Source organism: Flavobacterium sp. OHVDL-2026-0007 (genome assembly GCF_059882335.1).
Window position 1 is genome coordinate 247,606 of the sequence record NZ_CM187612.1, and the last position, 14,253, is coordinate 261,858.

Genomic DNA, 14,253 nt, shown 5'->3' on the forward strand with positions numbered 1-14,253 from the left:
ACAGTTATGAATTAATGAGTTGGTGCTGAGAAGTTTTAAAATCTATGGTTACAAAATAAACAGATATCAGTAGCGATAGACTCAAGTAAGCTAAAATGATATAATTGCCTAGCGGTAATAGGTGGTTTAAACCAAACCAGTCGCCATAATAGCTTATAATGCAAATGGCCATCATCAAACGCAATCCTTCCCAGTAAGCCGCATACTTACTTTTGTCCATCAATTCCGTGTAGCTGTAAATAGTGATCAGTATAAAAAAACCATAAATAAAGATATTGGGTAGGCCAATTTTGGCAATATTATCAAAGAGATAGGTAAGAAATAAAAGGGTAATCAACATCTGTGTTACAGACCAATAAATCAGTTTTTGAGAGTTCTGCGTACCGTATTTGTCAAAGTTAAAAACATCCTCAATTTTGTTTACAGGATATTGTTCTTCAAAATTTTCTGGACGCCAACCTGTTGGTTTGAACCAAATAGTCAATTTGTCTTTCCAGCTTTTACTGCGCCATGCATCTTTGATTAATAAACTAAGATGTTGGAAATTAATACGAATTGGGTTCCAAGTATTGGCCGGTCTGGTAATACCAAAAACGGGAGGTACATCGTCTAATTCAGCTTGAAAAGTGCCAAAAAGTTTATCCCAAAATATAAAAATCTGAGAATGATTTTTGTCTAGATATTCCGGATTGATCGCGTGATGTACTCGATGATGGGAAGGGGTAACCAATACGTGTTCTAAAATCCCCATTTTGTTGATGTGTTTGGTATGGTACCAAAATTGCAAAAATAAATGCAGAGGTAAGGTAATGGCAATAACGGTAGCTGGAACGCCTACTAAGGCGGCAGGAATCAATAAAAAAGTGAATAGGTTCACTAAGCTAGCAACGGGTTGTCTTAACGCACAGGCTAGGTTAAACTCCTCACTACTATGATGAATGGCATGTTTATTCCAGAGGAAATTAATTTGATGGGCCCATCGATGGCTCCAATAACCGTAAAAGTCAATAACAATAAAGCCAATACAGTAGGCCAGAACGTTGGCTTCTAAATGGAAAAGGGCAATTTTAGAGACTAACCATTCGTAAGAGATAAAAGTCAAGCTCAATCCCAAAACATCTTTGACCGAGTTGGTCATTCCTGAGGTAATACTCGATACGCTGTCGATCAAAGGAGCAGTATCGTTTTTTTTATACAGGCCGTAAATTTTTTCAAGTATAATTAAAACTAAAAAAATAGGCGTGGCAATAATTAATATTTTTCCGTACTCTTCCATAAAAAAAATATTCTAATTTATTCAAATATAGAATAAATTAGAATATTTTTTACACAATATTCAATTAAACAATTTCGGCACTAAGACCAGCTTCCAAAAGTTGTGTGCATTGCGGTTTTAATTTATCCATTGGCCCTGTTTTCACAGTGCATTTCCCGTTGTAATGTACAATTAAGGAACATTGTTCTGCTTGTTCTGGTGTATGACTACAAACCCGCATTAAAGTTTCAATTACGTGATCAAAAGTGTTGACATCATCATTATAAACTATGATTTCGTTATTGAAACTAGTCGCTTCCTTTTCGCGAACTCTTTCTCTTACTTTTTCTTTAGTACTCATTTTTTTGAGGTTTTTGTACTGTTGTAATTTCGACTACCTAATTTACGTATTTTAATGAAACCCAGTTGTTTCTTTGAAATTTTTTAACATATGTTAATCCCTTTTCGGTGCAAGAGGCATCAATAAAAGGAATGTCTTCTTCATAAAAACCACTTAAAAGTAAAGTACCTTTTGGGTTTAGACAATCAACATAAGACTGCATGTCGTTTAGTAATATGTTACGGTTGATGTTGGCAATAATTAAATCGTATTTTTTACCTGCTAACAAAGCTGCATCACCTTCGTAAACCGTAATGTGTTTACAATTATTACGCTCTGCATTTTCGATAGAATTCAAATAACACCAGTTGTCAATATCAATAGCATCAATTGGCAGGGCTCCTTTCATCTCCGCTAAAATAGCTAAAATGGCAGTTCCACATCCCATATCCAAGGTTTTCATTCCTTCCACATTGGTTTCCAATAAATGTTGAATCATCATGTGAGTGGTTTCGTGATGACCTGTTCCAAAACTCATTTTAGGCTCAATAACAATATCAAATTCAGCCTCCGTTTTCGGATGAAAAGGAGCACGAACATGACATTTTCCATCTACCTCAATAGCTTCAAAATTCTTTTCCCATTCTTCGTTCCAGTTTACCTGATCGATTTCTTCAACAGTATATTCAATTTTAAATTCTGCTGATTGCAAAATATAAATGTCATCCAAAATAGTCTCATCCCATAAATCTTTCTTCACATAAGCGGATATTCCGGTTTCGGTTTCGGTAAAAGTCTCAAACGCTTTTTCTCCTAATTCCGCAATTAAAATTTCTGATCCTGGTTCTTTCGGCTCAATGGTAAAATGATAGCCTAAATAGATATTTGACATAAATAATTTTTTTGCAAAGGTAAGAATAGAAAGCAGAAGTTGCTTATAAATTGAAGAGAACATTGTTATTTTAAACTTAAATTTTGACCACAAAAAAAGCGATACCGTGAAGTATCGCTTTTCAAAATAGGGAATCTAAAAATTAGATCGCCGTTACTATAGCTAAAAAGTCATCTGCTTTTAAGGCAGCACCTCCAATTAAACCACCATCTACGTCTGGTTTAGAGAAGATCTCTTGAGCGTTATCTGGTTTTACTGAACCACCGTACAAAATAGAAACTTCCTCAGCGATATCCGCTCCAAAAGCTTTAAGTACTGTTGCTCTAATAAATTCGTGCATTTCTTGTGCTTGTTCTGGTGAAGCTGTTTCTCCAGTTCCAATAGCCCAAACAGGCTCATAAGCTAAAACAACTTTAGACCAAGATTCTTTGGCAATATGAAACAAACCATCACGTAATTGATTTTCTACAATGTTGAAGTGATTTCCTGATTGACGATCTTTTAATTCTTCACCAAAACAGAAAATTACAGTCATATCATGTTTCAAAGCAGTATCTACTTTGTTCGCGATCAAAGCATCTGTTTCGTTGAAAATAGCTCTACGCTCAGAGTGACCTAAAATTACCGTGTTAACACCAATACTAGTTAACATATCAGCAGAAATTTCTCCTGTAAAAGCACCACCTTCAGCTTGGTGTACGTTTTGAGCCGCTACAGCAATAGTAGTGTTTTTTAATTTTGAAACTGCACCAGCTAAGTTTACAAAAGTTGGGGCAACAATTACTTGAGCGTTAGTTTTAGCAGGTATTTTAGCGATTAATTCGTTTAATAATTCTTCAGTTTGTCCTGCGTTTTTATGCATTTTCCAGTTTCCTGCAACAATCTTTTTTCTCATTTTGGTAGTTTTTATTTTATTCTTTTTTCTTTTTTATTCGTGTGTGGATTAGGACAGCTGCCTTGTGTTTTAACGATGGCCCTGTCTTAAATAGGGTTCTATTTTAAACTGTTTAAAGTTTCGTTGATTTTATCAAAATCAGTTTCAATGGCGCGGTACAATACAATTTTACCTGTTTTATCCACGATGATATAACGCGGAATCCAATCCAAATCCATGGCTTTACCAAAAGCACCTTTCATACCGTCGTTGATCATAAAGTGGTCCCCTTGTATTTGGTGTTTTTCAATTCCAGTTTTCCATTTTTCAGCTGTTTTATCTGCAGAAAGGAATACATATGAAACCTCAGGGTGATTAGCTTGTAAGTCTTTTACTTTTGGCATTGCTTTTATACAATCACCACACCATGAAGCCCAAACTTCAATCACCAAAGTTTTGCCTTTGTGTTTTTTCAGTATAGATTTAAATGCAACCTGACTTCCGTCAGTGGCTAATAATTTTTCAGACAAAGCTTCTTTTGAAAAATTTGTTTTCTGAGCTTGAGAACAAGAAAAAGTAATAAACGCAATAGCGATTAAGGCAATTTGTTTCATAAGTAGATAATATTTGCTTTTTAATGGAATATGCGATCACCATTCTCGTTCCAGTATGTGATTTGGAATCAGGGCAATTTCATATAATTAAGATTTCGAACAAAGTTAAACAAACAATTGGAATGAGAAATCATCATTAACAAAATTTGAAGAGACCTTTATTTTATCACAAAACAGAAAATTTCGGTTAGAAAAAGGCCAATGAAATCGTAATAGTCGGCTTGAAAAAGGAGAATTTTTGAAAATTTGTGTACTAGAGGATAAAAAACAGCCTGCTTTTTTTATCAATGCGGCTATTTTGGACGTCAAAAAACGTCAGCGGTTTCTAAAAAAAAGTCTTCAATAAGCGGATTTTTTTCCTTTATTGAAGACTTCGTAAGTTTCGCTTTTGAGGGATTAGTTCAAATCATAATGACCATTTGCCCATTTTTTACAAGGAACAATCCATTGATCTGAAGCTAGGTACAAAAAGCCATGTTTGAGGTTGGTGTGCAACTCTATTTCTTTAAAATGATTGATTTTTAAGGTAGAAGTTTCTTTTCTTCTCAGGGCAGAAACACCATAAATATCTGATTTTTCGTAAATCGTGAGGATATTTCCACAGTAATTAATTTCCGGAATTTCCGCTATATCTACATCTCTAAAGCAGCCGATAAAAACAAAATTCACATCTGGATTGGCTAAATAAGTAGATACGAATTGCGCAATATATCCCCCTTTTGAGGTACCGATAACAGTGATGTTACTAGGGGAGACACCTCTCTGGATAAGTTTTTTGATTTGCTTGACCAGCTTTTGAGCATAGGCTGCTGCGTTGGTGTTTTTGGCTCTTATTTCACTGAAAACAATAAAGTCATCGTTCTTAAAGGCATTTAGAATTTCATTGTATTGGGCCTTTCCATACTCAGGATGTACCGCATCTACATTGTTTTCTTCTAGAAAACGATTGTGCAAAAAGAAGATATAACGTTGGTCTTGCTTTTGACTATATCCCATAATGCCCAAAAGCATAATGAATAAAAAAATAAATAGTTTAAATGTTTTCTTCATTATGCTTTTGAATTAGGTGCTTGTAAAAAATTACAATTTCAAGTCCTGGATGTCGTTGTAATGTACTTTTTGAACTATAGTACCGTTTTGTACAACCACTATACTTGGATTGGCTCTTTCGATAGTTTTTAAGGCTATGGCATCACAGAAATAAAAGTCGACGTTTAGGTTATATTGTTTTTTAGTTTTTGCTATTTGAACTGTATCAGAAGCTGTCATTGCAATTACTTTATAGCCTTTTGCTTTAGCTTCTTTGTTTACGGTTTCTAGCTGTTTCATACCCTCTGGATTAGATAAAGTCAAGTCGTAAGTAACAAATATTACTAATTTCGGAGCTTTTAAGAATTCCTCTTTATAATCAGTATCCTCTTTTACCATCGTAAAATCATGAATTGGCGGTACGTAGCCTTCTGTGATCACTTTGTCTTTTCGGTCCACAAAAGTGGCTCCTTCAGGGATATTCATTAGGTCTTTTTCAGTAAATTCTTTATCAACGCCATTTACTTTGTAGATAAAGACCATCTCCACTACTGATTTAGGGGCTCCTTCAGGAATTTCCATTGCTTTTTCAATATTAGTACCCACTTGGTAAGGACGGAAATCCTTGATTGGATTGTGATTTAAAACCCAAACTGCCATGAATACACATAAAACAATACTTAAGAAAGTAAGCATAGTACCGATGGTTTTTGAAAATAAAGGTTTTACTAATTTTTTATTGAAAAATAAAATTAAGATAAAGAAAAGTAAGATGATGTCTTTGGTAAAGGACTGCCATGGGGTTAAGTGCAGGGCATCTCCAAAACAACCACAATCTTTCACAACGTCAAAATAAGCAGAGTAGAAGGTAAGGAAGGTAAAGAGAACAATCAGTATGAATAAGGCTGAAATCGTGAGTTTTGACTTACAACCTACCAGTAACATAACACCCAAGACCACTTCAAGAATAACTAAAAATAAAGCTAATCCTAAGGCTAGAGGCTCTAAGAAAGGCATGTTAAAAACAGGCTCACTAAAATATTCAGCTAATTTATAAGAGAAACCCACCGGGTCGTTTAGTTTTATTAATCCGGAAATAATAAATAATACGCCGACAAATACTCTAGAGAATTGGGTAATGATATTTTTCATTTTTAAAATTTGGGATTTATTTCGAAATTTAGGATTTTGGTGTAAGCGGATTCAAAATCAAAGCAAAAACAGCGTAGTTGATCATGTCTTGATAATTGGCATCAATACCTTCAGAAACTAAAGTTTTCCCTTTATTGTCTTCAATTTGTTTGACGCGAAGTAGTTTTTGTAGAATAAGATCGGTCAAAGAACTCACACGCATCTCACGCCAAGCTTCCCCATAATCGTGGTTCTTGGCTTCCATTAATTCTTTGGTCAATTTGATTTTAGCATCATAGAGTTGCGTCGCTTTTTCAACATCTAAATCGGGCTGATCCACTACACCTAATTCTAATTGGATCAGGGCCATGATGGAATAATTGATGATTCCAATGAATTCGCCTTTTTCGTCTTCGTCTACTTTACGGATGTCGTTTTCTTGTAAACTTCTGATTCGTTGCGCTTTTATGAAAATTTGATCGGTTAGTGAAGGCAATCTTAAAATGCGCCAAGCACTACCGTAATCTTTCATTTTATTGATAAATAAGGTACGACAAACCGTAATTACATTATCATATTCTAGGGAAGTATTCTTCATTTATTGCTGTATATTTGCTAAAATTTCTTCAAAAATAAGGATAAATTTTTGAACGAGTTTACAGTTTTTAGAAATTAAAGGTTTTGAGTTTCTAGTTTTGTTTGTTTGCCGTTTGTAAATAGACTAGGGACTAGGGAACTTGAAACCAGAAACAAAAAAGAAACAAAAAGCATGACCATAAACTGCAAAGGCCAACTCATTGATTTGTCCATTCCTAAGGTAATGGGGATTTTAAATGTGACGCCAAACTCCTTTTTTGATGGAGGGAAATATAAAAATGAAGGAGAGATTATCTCTCAGGTGGATAAAATGCTAGCAGAAGGGGCAAGTTTTATTGATCTGGGTGCCTATTCCAGTAAACCAAGCGCAGAATTTGTTTCCGAGCAGCAGGAGATTGAGCGAATGGTGCCTACTATTGAGTTGATTTTAAAACATTTTCCAAAGGCTTTATTATCGATTGATACCTTTAGAAGCGAAGTAGCTAAAGCCAGTATAGAAAGTGGTGCCGCGATGATCAATGATATCGCAGCAGGAGAATTGGACGATAAAATGTTTGAGGTAATCGCCCATTATAATGTACCATATATTATGATGCATATGCGTGGTAATCCACAGACCATGCAAAGCCTAACGAGCTATGAAGATATTGTAAAAGAAATACTTTTTTACTTTTCTGAAAAGATCAACAAAGCCAGAAGTTTAGGGATTAATGATGTAATATTAGATCCGGGTTTCGGATTTGCCAAAACAACCGATCAGAATTATGAAGTCTTGCAAAAAATGGAGCTTTTTAAGATGTTGGATGTAGCTGTTCTAGCAGGTGTTTCAAGAAAATCTATGATTTATAAAACCTTAGATATTAGCCCTCAAGAAGCTTTAAATGGTACTACTGTTATTAATACCATAGCCTTGACTAAAGGGGCTAAGATTTTGCGTGTTCACGATGTAAAAGAAGCAATGGAATGTGTTCGCTTGTTCGAAAAAATAAAAGAATAAAAAATAAAACCAGTCTATTTTTAAGAAAAGGCTGGTTTTGTTTTTTTAGCTGTTCACGGAATTAATAACCTCCGCCTCCTCCGCCGGGAGCTACATATTTGATAAGTTGACCTCTTATTTCCCCAGCAGGGAATGCAACACTATGAATATTAACATAGTATAAATTGGACATAAGATCCGCTTCTTGAGCGCTTGTTAAGGCTATACTAGTATAGTTTATTGGAGAGGTAAAACTGCTAAAAGGAAAAACTACATCTCCACTAACGCCAACGGCTCCTTTGTGTATATGTCCATTTGTAGCAGTAACTCCAGAATAAGTAACCGTAACTGAAAGTATTTTTGTACTGTTGTTAAAGGTGGCTGTTGCTGTTCCAGTAGCCGTAGAGGCATTAGGGGGAACTTCGCTAGATCCGTTTAATGTTGCATTAAAAGTGGTAGTGGTTGGTGGTGGAGGTGTGTAGTCATCATCATTATATCCGCCACTACAGGAAAGCAAACTTGTGATAAAAAAACAAGTAGCCCATCGTTTGATCATATTTTTCATGATTCAAAATATTAAAAATTTGTTTTTAAAATAGCCAGAAACAACTAATAAGTAGTACTTCGTTAGTTGTCAGTTGATTATCGCATTACGAACTTTAGGTCTAGATTGAATTTCTACTATAAAGATATGAAATTTAATGATTAAGAAGTGGATAAGGAGTAGGATGTTTTAGTGCACTTTTAGTGTAAAAAAGTCGTTTTTTAGAACTAAAACAAAGATAAAGTAGCTCTTAAGCAAAGCTTTTATTGATGGTGATAAGGTTCGTTTCTTAAAATGGTAAAGCCGCGATAGAGTTGTTCGATAAAAAATAAACGCACCATCTGATGGGAAAAGGTCATCAGAGATAGTGAAATTTTCCCTTGCGCTTTACTGTAGACAGTATCGGAGAATCCATAAGGTCCCCCAATAACAAAGACAAGCGTTTTGACACCAGAATTCATTTTCTTTTGTAGTTCTTCTGAGAAACCAACGCTGGAGAAATTTTTCCCATTTTCATCCAATAGGATCAATTGGTCAGTTGCGGACAGTTTGGATAGAATTAATTCACCTTCTTTCTCCTTTTGTTGACTCTCTGATAAATTCTTCACGTTTTTAATATCAGGAATGATCTCCAAATCAAATTTGATATAAAACGACAAACGTTTGGTGTAATCGTCGATTAAAGTTTGAAGTGATTTATTGTCAGTCTTGCCTATGGCTATAAGTTTGATGTTCATCTGGGGAAATTAAATTTTATTTTCAAATACAGTTTCAAAATGCTCTACAATGGGAAATGGCTCATAGTAATGGTGCAATATCTTCTTCCATTCTGCATAGGCAGCAGAAGTTCTAAAACCTACTGTATGGTCTTCTAGTGTGTGCCAATCTACTAATAGAAGGTATTTGTTTTCGACTTCCAGACATTTCTCTAAACGATGCCCTAGATAACCGTCTATGGAAGCGATATAGTGGCTTGCCTTGGCAAAATCAGCTTCAAATTGAGTAGCGAAATCAGGTTTTACAAATAAAAAGGCCGCTTCTAAAATCATAGTTTATTTTTTAGAAAATTGATTTTCAAATGTCTTGAACCTGGCATCTAAGTCCTTTATTAATTGTTTTTTAATCGAGGGATCTTGAATGAAACTATAAGTAATACTGTTGTAAACATATTGTTTTAGTGTTGCATAGGAAACATCTGAATATCTCTTGACTAATAAAACATATTGTTCGGTCATATTGGTTCTCAAAATTCCGGCATCGTCTGTACTGACGACTATTGGCACATTAAATTCTTTATACAGTGTAAAGGGATGACGGCCCTCTTTGACTTTTAAAATGAATTCGTTGCTCGTTAAGTTGATTTCAATGGGAATATTGTTTTTGGCCATGAAGCGCAATAAATCATAGGCGTTTTCTTCATAGGCGATATCTACTCCGTGACCAATTCTGTTGGCTCCAGCGGTATGAATTGCCGCATTGATATGCCAGGTTAGGTCTTCAGGTTGTACGAGTCCTAAGGTTAATTCTCCTGCATGAAGTGTGTATTTTACCTCTGGAAACTTGCTGTGACAGTATTTAAACATCACCATATGCAACCAATAGTCTTTCATTGAGTTTTCTCCATGTTCGGGTGAAACGATGTTGACCCCTGCTACCAATTGGCTATCCTGTGCAGAGATAAAAGCGATGGTGAGGTTTTTAAATAAATCGACGGGATCCATAAAACGAAGCACAAAATTTTGATAACGCATCGTAAAACGATCGTCGTCCATTTTTAAGTCTTTATGCAGTTTTACGATGAAATTGTTGTTGAAATCAAGCGCATATTTTTTAGCTTCTTTCTCTTGAAGCGCTTTATACAATTGGTCCAAAAGTTTTAGCACTGCTTTTTCGTCTCTTTGGGAAGCCGCCTGACGTAGTTTTGAGTTGAAATCATTCAGATCAGTAACCTTCATATCGCAGGGAATTGTGGCTAATTGGGTTTCAATATAGCTCACATTTTCACTCAGGGCACGTTTTTTCAATTCCATTAAACCTTCAGCGAAATGACCGTCGATTAGCGGAGAGAATTTATCAAATGAATCAAAGAATAAATCATCAGAGGGCACTGCCACACCATTGTAATCTTTAGCAGACCAGGTTTGCATAATTTGTTGCTGGTAAAAAGCGAGTTTTCCACTATTTTTCAAGGAAGAAAAAGTTTCCCAATTCCCTGAGCTAGGTTTGTTTTTGGATACTTGCATCGTTTCTATATTTAAATAGAAATCTTCAGCTATGGCTCTTTCTAAAAGAGGTTCTGCATAAATGGATCCTGAAAAATGATGGTGTAAATCCCCACCTTTAGGCATTTGTTGAAAGAAAGCGGTTAAGAGCGCTTCGTTATTTCTGATTTTTTCTAGATAGAGATCAGCGGATTGTGAAAAGCCAGTTTGTGCAATGAAAAAAAAGAAAAGTGTAATTATCCTCGTCATACTCTAAGTTTAAATTACATGCAAATGTAATGGATTTTGAGGACTTTTTAAAATGCAGCTCAAAATAGCCATGAGAATGAGTTGGTTGTCCAGTGGAACATGCAGTCAAGGGCCCTTGTAGGGAAGGGTGATATTTCATGCTGTTACCAACAGTGGTGCTCGAGGTATTTGATGCCGCGTTGGAGCAGAAAAGCGCTGACTATAAAGACACAGTCCTAGCGTTTGACTTTTGGGTACAAGTTCGCTAGGCTGTCTCTTGCTGCTTAAATTTTAGGTTCTTATCAAGGTCAACCGTATGGTTTGATGCGGAATCTTAGGAAAAAAGCACATCGCGAATTTCTACTGTTTTATCGAATACACTTTTGGCAAAAGGACAAAGTGGAATGATTTTTAGATGATGGGTGCGGGCATAACCGACGGCTTCCATTACCAGTTTTTTACCCACACCTTTGCCATTAAACTCAGGATTTACTTCCGTGTGATCAATGATGAATTTAGAATCACCAGCCCAGGTATACGTCATTTTACCAGCTTGTTTTTCGTCTTCAACAGCTTCAAAATAGCCTTTTCTTGTGTCGTTGATTTGATGTATAGTCATAATATATTAGCTTAAGGAGGTTTGAATCTCAATGGTATTGGTTAGTGTTTTATGAATGGGACAACCATTGGCGATGGTGGTTAATCGCTTTCTTTGGGCTTCGTCCACTTCACCTATAATTTCGATTTTACGCTTGAGTAACGTGATGGGTTGGTCGCTATTACGCTCAAAATCGACCGTAATATTAATTGCTGAAACATCCCATTTTTTGTGGTTAATGTACATACGTAATGTAATTAAGGTGCAAGCAGCCAATGAGGAGGCTAAAAGTTCAGTGGGACTAAAACCGAGATTTTCGCCTCCAACTTCTAGGGGTTCATCTGCAATGACGATATTTCCACTAGCTGATTTTATTTCGGTGCGATACAAACGGGTGTCAATTTTAGCTGAAATGGTTTTCATATCTTATTTTAATTGAGGTTTGGGTAAAGGGACAAATTCGGTTTCACCAGGGACTTTAGGAAAAGTCTGAGCTAGCCAGTCATTTTTTGCTTTTTCAATGGTGTTTTTGTCTGAAGAAACAAAATTCCAAAAAATGAAGTGTTCTTCGGGTAAGGGCGTTCCTCCAAAGATATAGATGGTGGTGTTTTCGGATATTTCGAAGGCACATAAGGTACTGTCGTTGGTAATGAGGATCTGTTTTGGACCGTAAACATACTCGCCACTTTTGATGCTTCCTTCTAAGATATACAAGCCACTTTCACCAAATAAATCGTTTCCAATGTTTATTTTTTGAGGACTTGTACTTTTGATTTCAATAAAGTATAAGGGATTATAAACCGGAACGGGTGATTTTTTGCCAAAGGCTTCTCCGGCGATTAATTTATAGGAGACACCATCTTTTTCCCAACTCGGGATATCGCTTTGTTCTACATGGACAAAAGTGGGATCCATTTGTTCGAGTTCTTTGGGTAATGCCACCCAGATTTGTAAACCGTGAAGCATTTTATCGGAAGCTCTTAAATACTCCGGTGTGCGTTCAGAATGTACAATTCCTTTTCCAGCAGTCATCCAGTTTACGGCACCAGGTTTTATCTCCAACTCAGTTCCTAGACTATCGCGGTGCATAATACTTCCTTCGAATAAATACGTAAGGGTGGATAGTCCAATGTGCGGATGAGGAGGGACATCTAAATTTTGATATTCCTTTAAATAGGCTGGCCCCATATGATCGATAAATACAAAAGGTCCAACCGCTCTTTTTTGTATGAAAGGCAATAGTCGGCCTACCATGAAATTACCAATATTGGCGGCGCGTTCTTCAATGATTAAACTAATATTTGACATAAGGTGTTTTGTTTGAGAACAAAATTACAGTGGTCATGACGCGCTGTAACTTAATTTAGATTATGAAATTTCATTTTAGATGGTAGTTATAAAAGTAAGGAAAAGGACAGTATCTTTTTTAAAGTGCACATTAAATTTAACAGCTGTTGGTATAGAAAGCATGATTTCGTTCCTATGAGGTGAACTTTACCAAGTAGTGAATGGCTGGTTTATAAAGGATGACAAAGGGTAGTGTCTACTACTGAATCAATTCAAAGGGCAGAACTTCGTTTTCTGTTCCATTAATGATAATGGAAAGTCCGTGTGTCCCAGTATGAAAAACACGAGTAGTGATGATTTTAAACGATTGCTTTCTCTCGACTTTAATGACTTGATTGGGTGGGTAGTTTTTCTCGCTAATTTTAAAAACTTTTTTGGCTAAATGGCCTTTTGCTTTTTTGTAGTGGACGGCATACTCTAAGCGAATTGTTTTCGCCTGATTGTTTTTGTTGTTTAAGCAAAACTGAAACTGCAAGGAATCGCCAATTTTTACAACAGGCGTTTTGATTGCAAAGGCTGACAGTTCAAGATCAGTACTCTCTAGGCCATAATGACGCAGAATTTCGGGCTGTCCTTGTTTGAGAAGGGTACGGCAACCGTGTTTGATGATGCTATCGGTCTCTTGGCTGATGCCTTTCCATTGGCTGGCGATTTGGATGACGATTTGTGGATTGTCTTTGGTGATGTCGTTTAAGTGATTGGCTACGCTTTTGCGGACATAAACAGAAGGATCATTTTTTAGGTTATCTAAAATGGGAAGTACCGAAGTAGGATCTTCTTTTAAGAACGGAATGGCCATGGCCCAGGGCAAGCGTGATCGACTACCTTCGCTTGACAATCGGCGCACATGATGGTTTTCATGCAGGGACCATTGGATCATCTCAGCGATCATTTTTTCTTTATATTTTAAAATGAAAGGACGTACGGCAAATTCACAACTAATAAATTGAGTGATTGATTCAAAAGCTTTTGTTGAAGTTTCAAAATGATCTAAACCATACATTTCAATATAATCAGCAAAAAAGATAAAAGCCAAATTACTTTCTGCAAAGTTGTTTCTCTTTAGGTTTTCGATGATTTTATCCAATAGTAGAACTGCTTCTGAGAAATTTTCGGGCATGAATTGATGCAAAACGACAGTAGTGTGTTTCATTCGGTCTTTCCATTCTTTTTGGGTGAAATCACCTTTGTATATGGTTTCGATAAAAAGTTGCTTGTTGAAGGTTGGATGTACTTCAGCTACAACCTGACTGAATTTTTCGTAAAAAGTAACCGAATAAATATCTTTGATTAATGCCATGATGTGGTTTGAATGAATTTCAAAGATATTTAATGTAAGGCACTAAATGAAATAGATTTCTTTAATAAGAAGTCAAGAGCGACGAGAATTTAGAGAAAGAATGACTCTAGAAAAGAGTAGATTGTTTTTTGGATTGGTTATGCGTGTCTACTCAGGCTAGACAAGATTGCTTTTGCAGCGATTCAAAAAGGGAGGATTAGAGGGGTGTTTTTTTTAAATAGTCGAACCGATTATTTTTTTGGTTTGTAAATTTTGAGAGGGGTTAAACTTTTAAATCCACAAAATAAATCCTACTTTAGCATTTCA

The 14,253-nt window shown here is 35.9% G+C and carries 17 protein-coding genes; 1 reads left to right on the top strand and 16 read right to left on the bottom strand.

What is annotated here, in order from left to right; genetic code table 11:
* Positions 1-4: 4 nt before the first annotated feature.
* The 8 genes from AC51AA_RS01075 to AC51AA_RS01110 all read right to left on the bottom strand — a co-directional run bounded on the left by AC51AA_RS01075 (position 5) and on the right by AC51AA_RS01110 (position 6,733).
* Positions 5-1,276, bottom strand: a complete 1,272-nt coding sequence (locus AC51AA_RS01075; RefSeq protein WP_500703898.1) for a sterol desaturase family protein — start codon at positions 1,274-1,276, stop codon at positions 5-7.
* Positions 1,277-1,340: 64 nt separating this feature from the next.
* Complete coding sequence (locus AC51AA_RS01080; protein ID WP_500703899.1) at positions 1,341-1,616, bottom strand: ATP-dependent Clp protease adaptor ClpS; 276 nt, start codon at positions 1,614-1,616, stop codon at positions 1,341-1,343.
* A gap of 37 nt (positions 1,617-1,653) precedes the next feature.
* Positions 1,654-2,487 carry a 50S ribosomal protein L11 methyltransferase gene (gene prmA, locus AC51AA_RS01085; protein ID WP_500703900.1) on the bottom strand — a complete coding sequence of 278 codons (834 nt, stop codon included), beginning with the start codon at positions 2,485-2,487 and terminating at the stop codon, positions 1,654-1,656.
* A 142-nt stretch (positions 2,488-2,629) separates the two neighbouring features.
* Complete coding sequence (gene tpiA, locus AC51AA_RS01090) at positions 2,630-3,382, bottom strand: triose-phosphate isomerase (protein ID WP_500703901.1); 753 nt, start codon at positions 3,380-3,382, stop codon at positions 2,630-2,632.
* Positions 3,383-3,480: 98 nt separating this feature from the next.
* The gene (locus AC51AA_RS01095; protein ID WP_500703902.1) at positions 3,481-3,975 is read right to left on the bottom strand and encodes a TlpA family protein disulfide reductase; all 495 of its coding nucleotides are present in this window, start codon (positions 3,973-3,975) and stop codon (positions 3,481-3,483) included.
* 396 nt (positions 3,976-4,371) lie between these two features.
* Positions 4,372-5,025, bottom strand: a complete 654-nt coding sequence (locus tag AC51AA_RS01100; protein ID WP_500703903.1) for a YqiA/YcfP family alpha/beta fold hydrolase — start codon at positions 5,023-5,025, stop codon at positions 4,372-4,374.
* A gap of 30 nt (positions 5,026-5,055) precedes the next feature.
* Positions 5,056-6,156, bottom strand: coding sequence for a BT_3928 family protein (locus tag AC51AA_RS01105; RefSeq protein WP_500703904.1), 1,101 nt, complete (start codon positions 6,154-6,156; stop codon positions 5,056-5,058).
* A 28-nt stretch (positions 6,157-6,184) separates the two neighbouring features.
* Entirely contained in the window at positions 6,185-6,733 is a 549-nt protein-coding gene (locus tag AC51AA_RS01110; protein ID WP_500703905.1) for a DUF1599 domain-containing protein, read from the bottom strand.
* 171 nt (positions 6,734-6,904) lie between these two features.
* Between AC51AA_RS01110 and folP the strand changes: the two genes are divergently transcribed.
* Positions 6,905-7,729 carry a dihydropteroate synthase gene (gene folP, locus AC51AA_RS01115; RefSeq protein ID WP_500703906.1) on the top strand — a complete coding sequence of 275 codons (825 nt, stop codon included), beginning with the start codon at positions 6,905-6,907 and terminating at the stop codon, positions 7,727-7,729.
* Positions 7,730-7,790: 61 nt separating this feature from the next.
* Here folP and AC51AA_RS01120 read toward each other — a convergent pair whose 3' ends face one another.
* The 8 genes from AC51AA_RS01120 to AC51AA_RS01155 all read right to left on the bottom strand — a co-directional run bounded on the left by AC51AA_RS01120 (position 7,791) and on the right by AC51AA_RS01155 (position 13,947).
* On the bottom strand, positions 7,791-8,273 hold the full coding sequence (locus AC51AA_RS01120) for a CHRD domain-containing protein (protein WP_500703907.1): 483 nt from the start codon (positions 8,271-8,273) through the stop codon (positions 7,791-7,793).
* 242 nt (positions 8,274-8,515) lie between these two features.
* Positions 8,516-8,989, bottom strand: coding sequence for a 23S rRNA (pseudouridine(1915)-N(3))-methyltransferase RlmH (gene rlmH / locus AC51AA_RS01125; RefSeq protein ID WP_500703908.1), 474 nt, complete (start codon positions 8,987-8,989; stop codon positions 8,516-8,518).
* 9 nt (positions 8,990-8,998) lie between these two features.
* Entirely contained in the window at positions 8,999-9,301 is a 303-nt protein-coding gene (locus AC51AA_RS01130; RefSeq protein WP_500703909.1) for an antibiotic biosynthesis monooxygenase family protein, read from the bottom strand.
* 3 nt (positions 9,302-9,304) lie between these two features.
* The gene (locus AC51AA_RS01135; protein WP_500703910.1) at positions 9,305-10,723 is read right to left on the bottom strand and encodes an amidohydrolase family protein; all 1,419 of its coding nucleotides are present in this window, start codon (positions 10,721-10,723) and stop codon (positions 9,305-9,307) included.
* A gap of 313 nt (positions 10,724-11,036) precedes the next feature.
* Entirely contained in the window at positions 11,037-11,321 is a 285-nt protein-coding gene (locus AC51AA_RS01140; RefSeq protein ID WP_500703911.1) for a GNAT family N-acetyltransferase, read from the bottom strand.
* 6 nt (positions 11,322-11,327) lie between these two features.
* Positions 11,328-11,723, bottom strand: a complete 396-nt coding sequence (locus AC51AA_RS01145; RefSeq protein WP_500703912.1) for an OsmC family protein — start codon at positions 11,721-11,723, stop codon at positions 11,328-11,330.
* A 3-nt stretch (positions 11,724-11,726) separates the two neighbouring features.
* A complete protein-coding gene (locus AC51AA_RS01150) occupies positions 11,727-12,608 on the bottom strand; it encodes a pirin family protein (RefSeq protein WP_500703913.1) in 882 nt (293 codons plus the stop codon).
* Between the two features lie 238 nt (positions 12,609-12,846).
* Positions 12,847-13,947 (bottom strand): DNA alkylation repair protein, encoded by a 1,101-nt coding sequence (locus AC51AA_RS01155; RefSeq protein WP_500703914.1) that lies wholly within the window; start codon positions 13,945-13,947, stop codon positions 12,847-12,849.
* Between the last annotated feature and the right edge of the window lie 306 nt (positions 13,948-14,253).

Coding starts and splice junctions, on each gene's coding strand:
- tpiA (WP_500703901.1), bottom strand. CDS start 3,382: ATGAGAAAAAAGATTGTTGCAGGAAACTGGAAAATGCATAAAAACGCA.
- AC51AA_RS01135 (WP_500703910.1), bottom strand. CDS start 10,723: ATGACGAGGATAATTACACTTTTCTTTTTTTTCATTGCACAAACTGGC.
- prmA (WP_500703900.1), bottom strand. CDS start 2,487: ATGTCAAATATCTATTTAGGCTATCATTTTACCATTGAGCCGAAAGAA.
- AC51AA_RS01150 (WP_500703913.1), bottom strand. CDS start 12,608: ATGTCAAATATTAGTTTAATCATTGAAGAACGCGCCGCCAATATTGGT.
- AC51AA_RS01100 (WP_500703903.1), bottom strand. CDS start 5,025: ATGAAGAAAACATTTAAACTATTTATTTTTTTATTCATTATGCTTTTG.
- AC51AA_RS01140 (WP_500703911.1), bottom strand. CDS start 11,321: ATGACTATACATCAAATCAACGACACAAGAAAAGGCTATTTTGAAGCT.
- AC51AA_RS01105 (WP_500703904.1), bottom strand. CDS start 6,156: ATGAAAAATATCATTACCCAATTCTCTAGAGTATTTGTCGGCGTATTA.
- AC51AA_RS01075 (WP_500703898.1), bottom strand. CDS start 1,276: ATGGAAGAGTACGGAAAAATATTAATTATTGCCACGCCTATTTTTTTA.
- AC51AA_RS01145 (WP_500703912.1), bottom strand. CDS start 11,723: ATGAAAACCATTTCAGCTAAAATTGACACCCGTTTGTATCGCACCGAA.
- AC51AA_RS01080 (WP_500703899.1), bottom strand. CDS start 1,616: ATGAGTACTAAAGAAAAAGTAAGAGAAAGAGTTCGCGAAAAGGAAGCG.
- AC51AA_RS01110 (WP_500703905.1), bottom strand. CDS start 6,733: ATGAAGAATACTTCCCTAGAATATGATAATGTAATTACGGTTTGTCGT.
- AC51AA_RS01120 (WP_500703907.1), bottom strand. CDS start 8,273: ATGAAAAATATGATCAAACGATGGGCTACTTGTTTTTTTATCACAAGT.
- AC51AA_RS01130 (WP_500703909.1), bottom strand. CDS start 9,301: ATGATTTTAGAAGCGGCCTTTTTATTTGTAAAACCTGATTTCGCTACT.
- AC51AA_RS01155 (WP_500703914.1), bottom strand. CDS start 13,947: ATGGCATTAATCAAAGATATTTATTCGGTTACTTTTTACGAAAAATTC.
- folP (WP_500703906.1), top strand. CDS start 6,905: ATGACCATAAACTGCAAAGGCCAACTCATTGATTTGTCCATTCCTAAG.
- AC51AA_RS01095 (WP_500703902.1), bottom strand. CDS start 3,975: ATGAAACAAATTGCCTTAATCGCTATTGCGTTTATTACTTTTTCTTGT.
- rlmH (WP_500703908.1), bottom strand. CDS start 8,989: ATGAACATCAAACTTATAGCCATAGGCAAGACTGACAATAAATCACTT.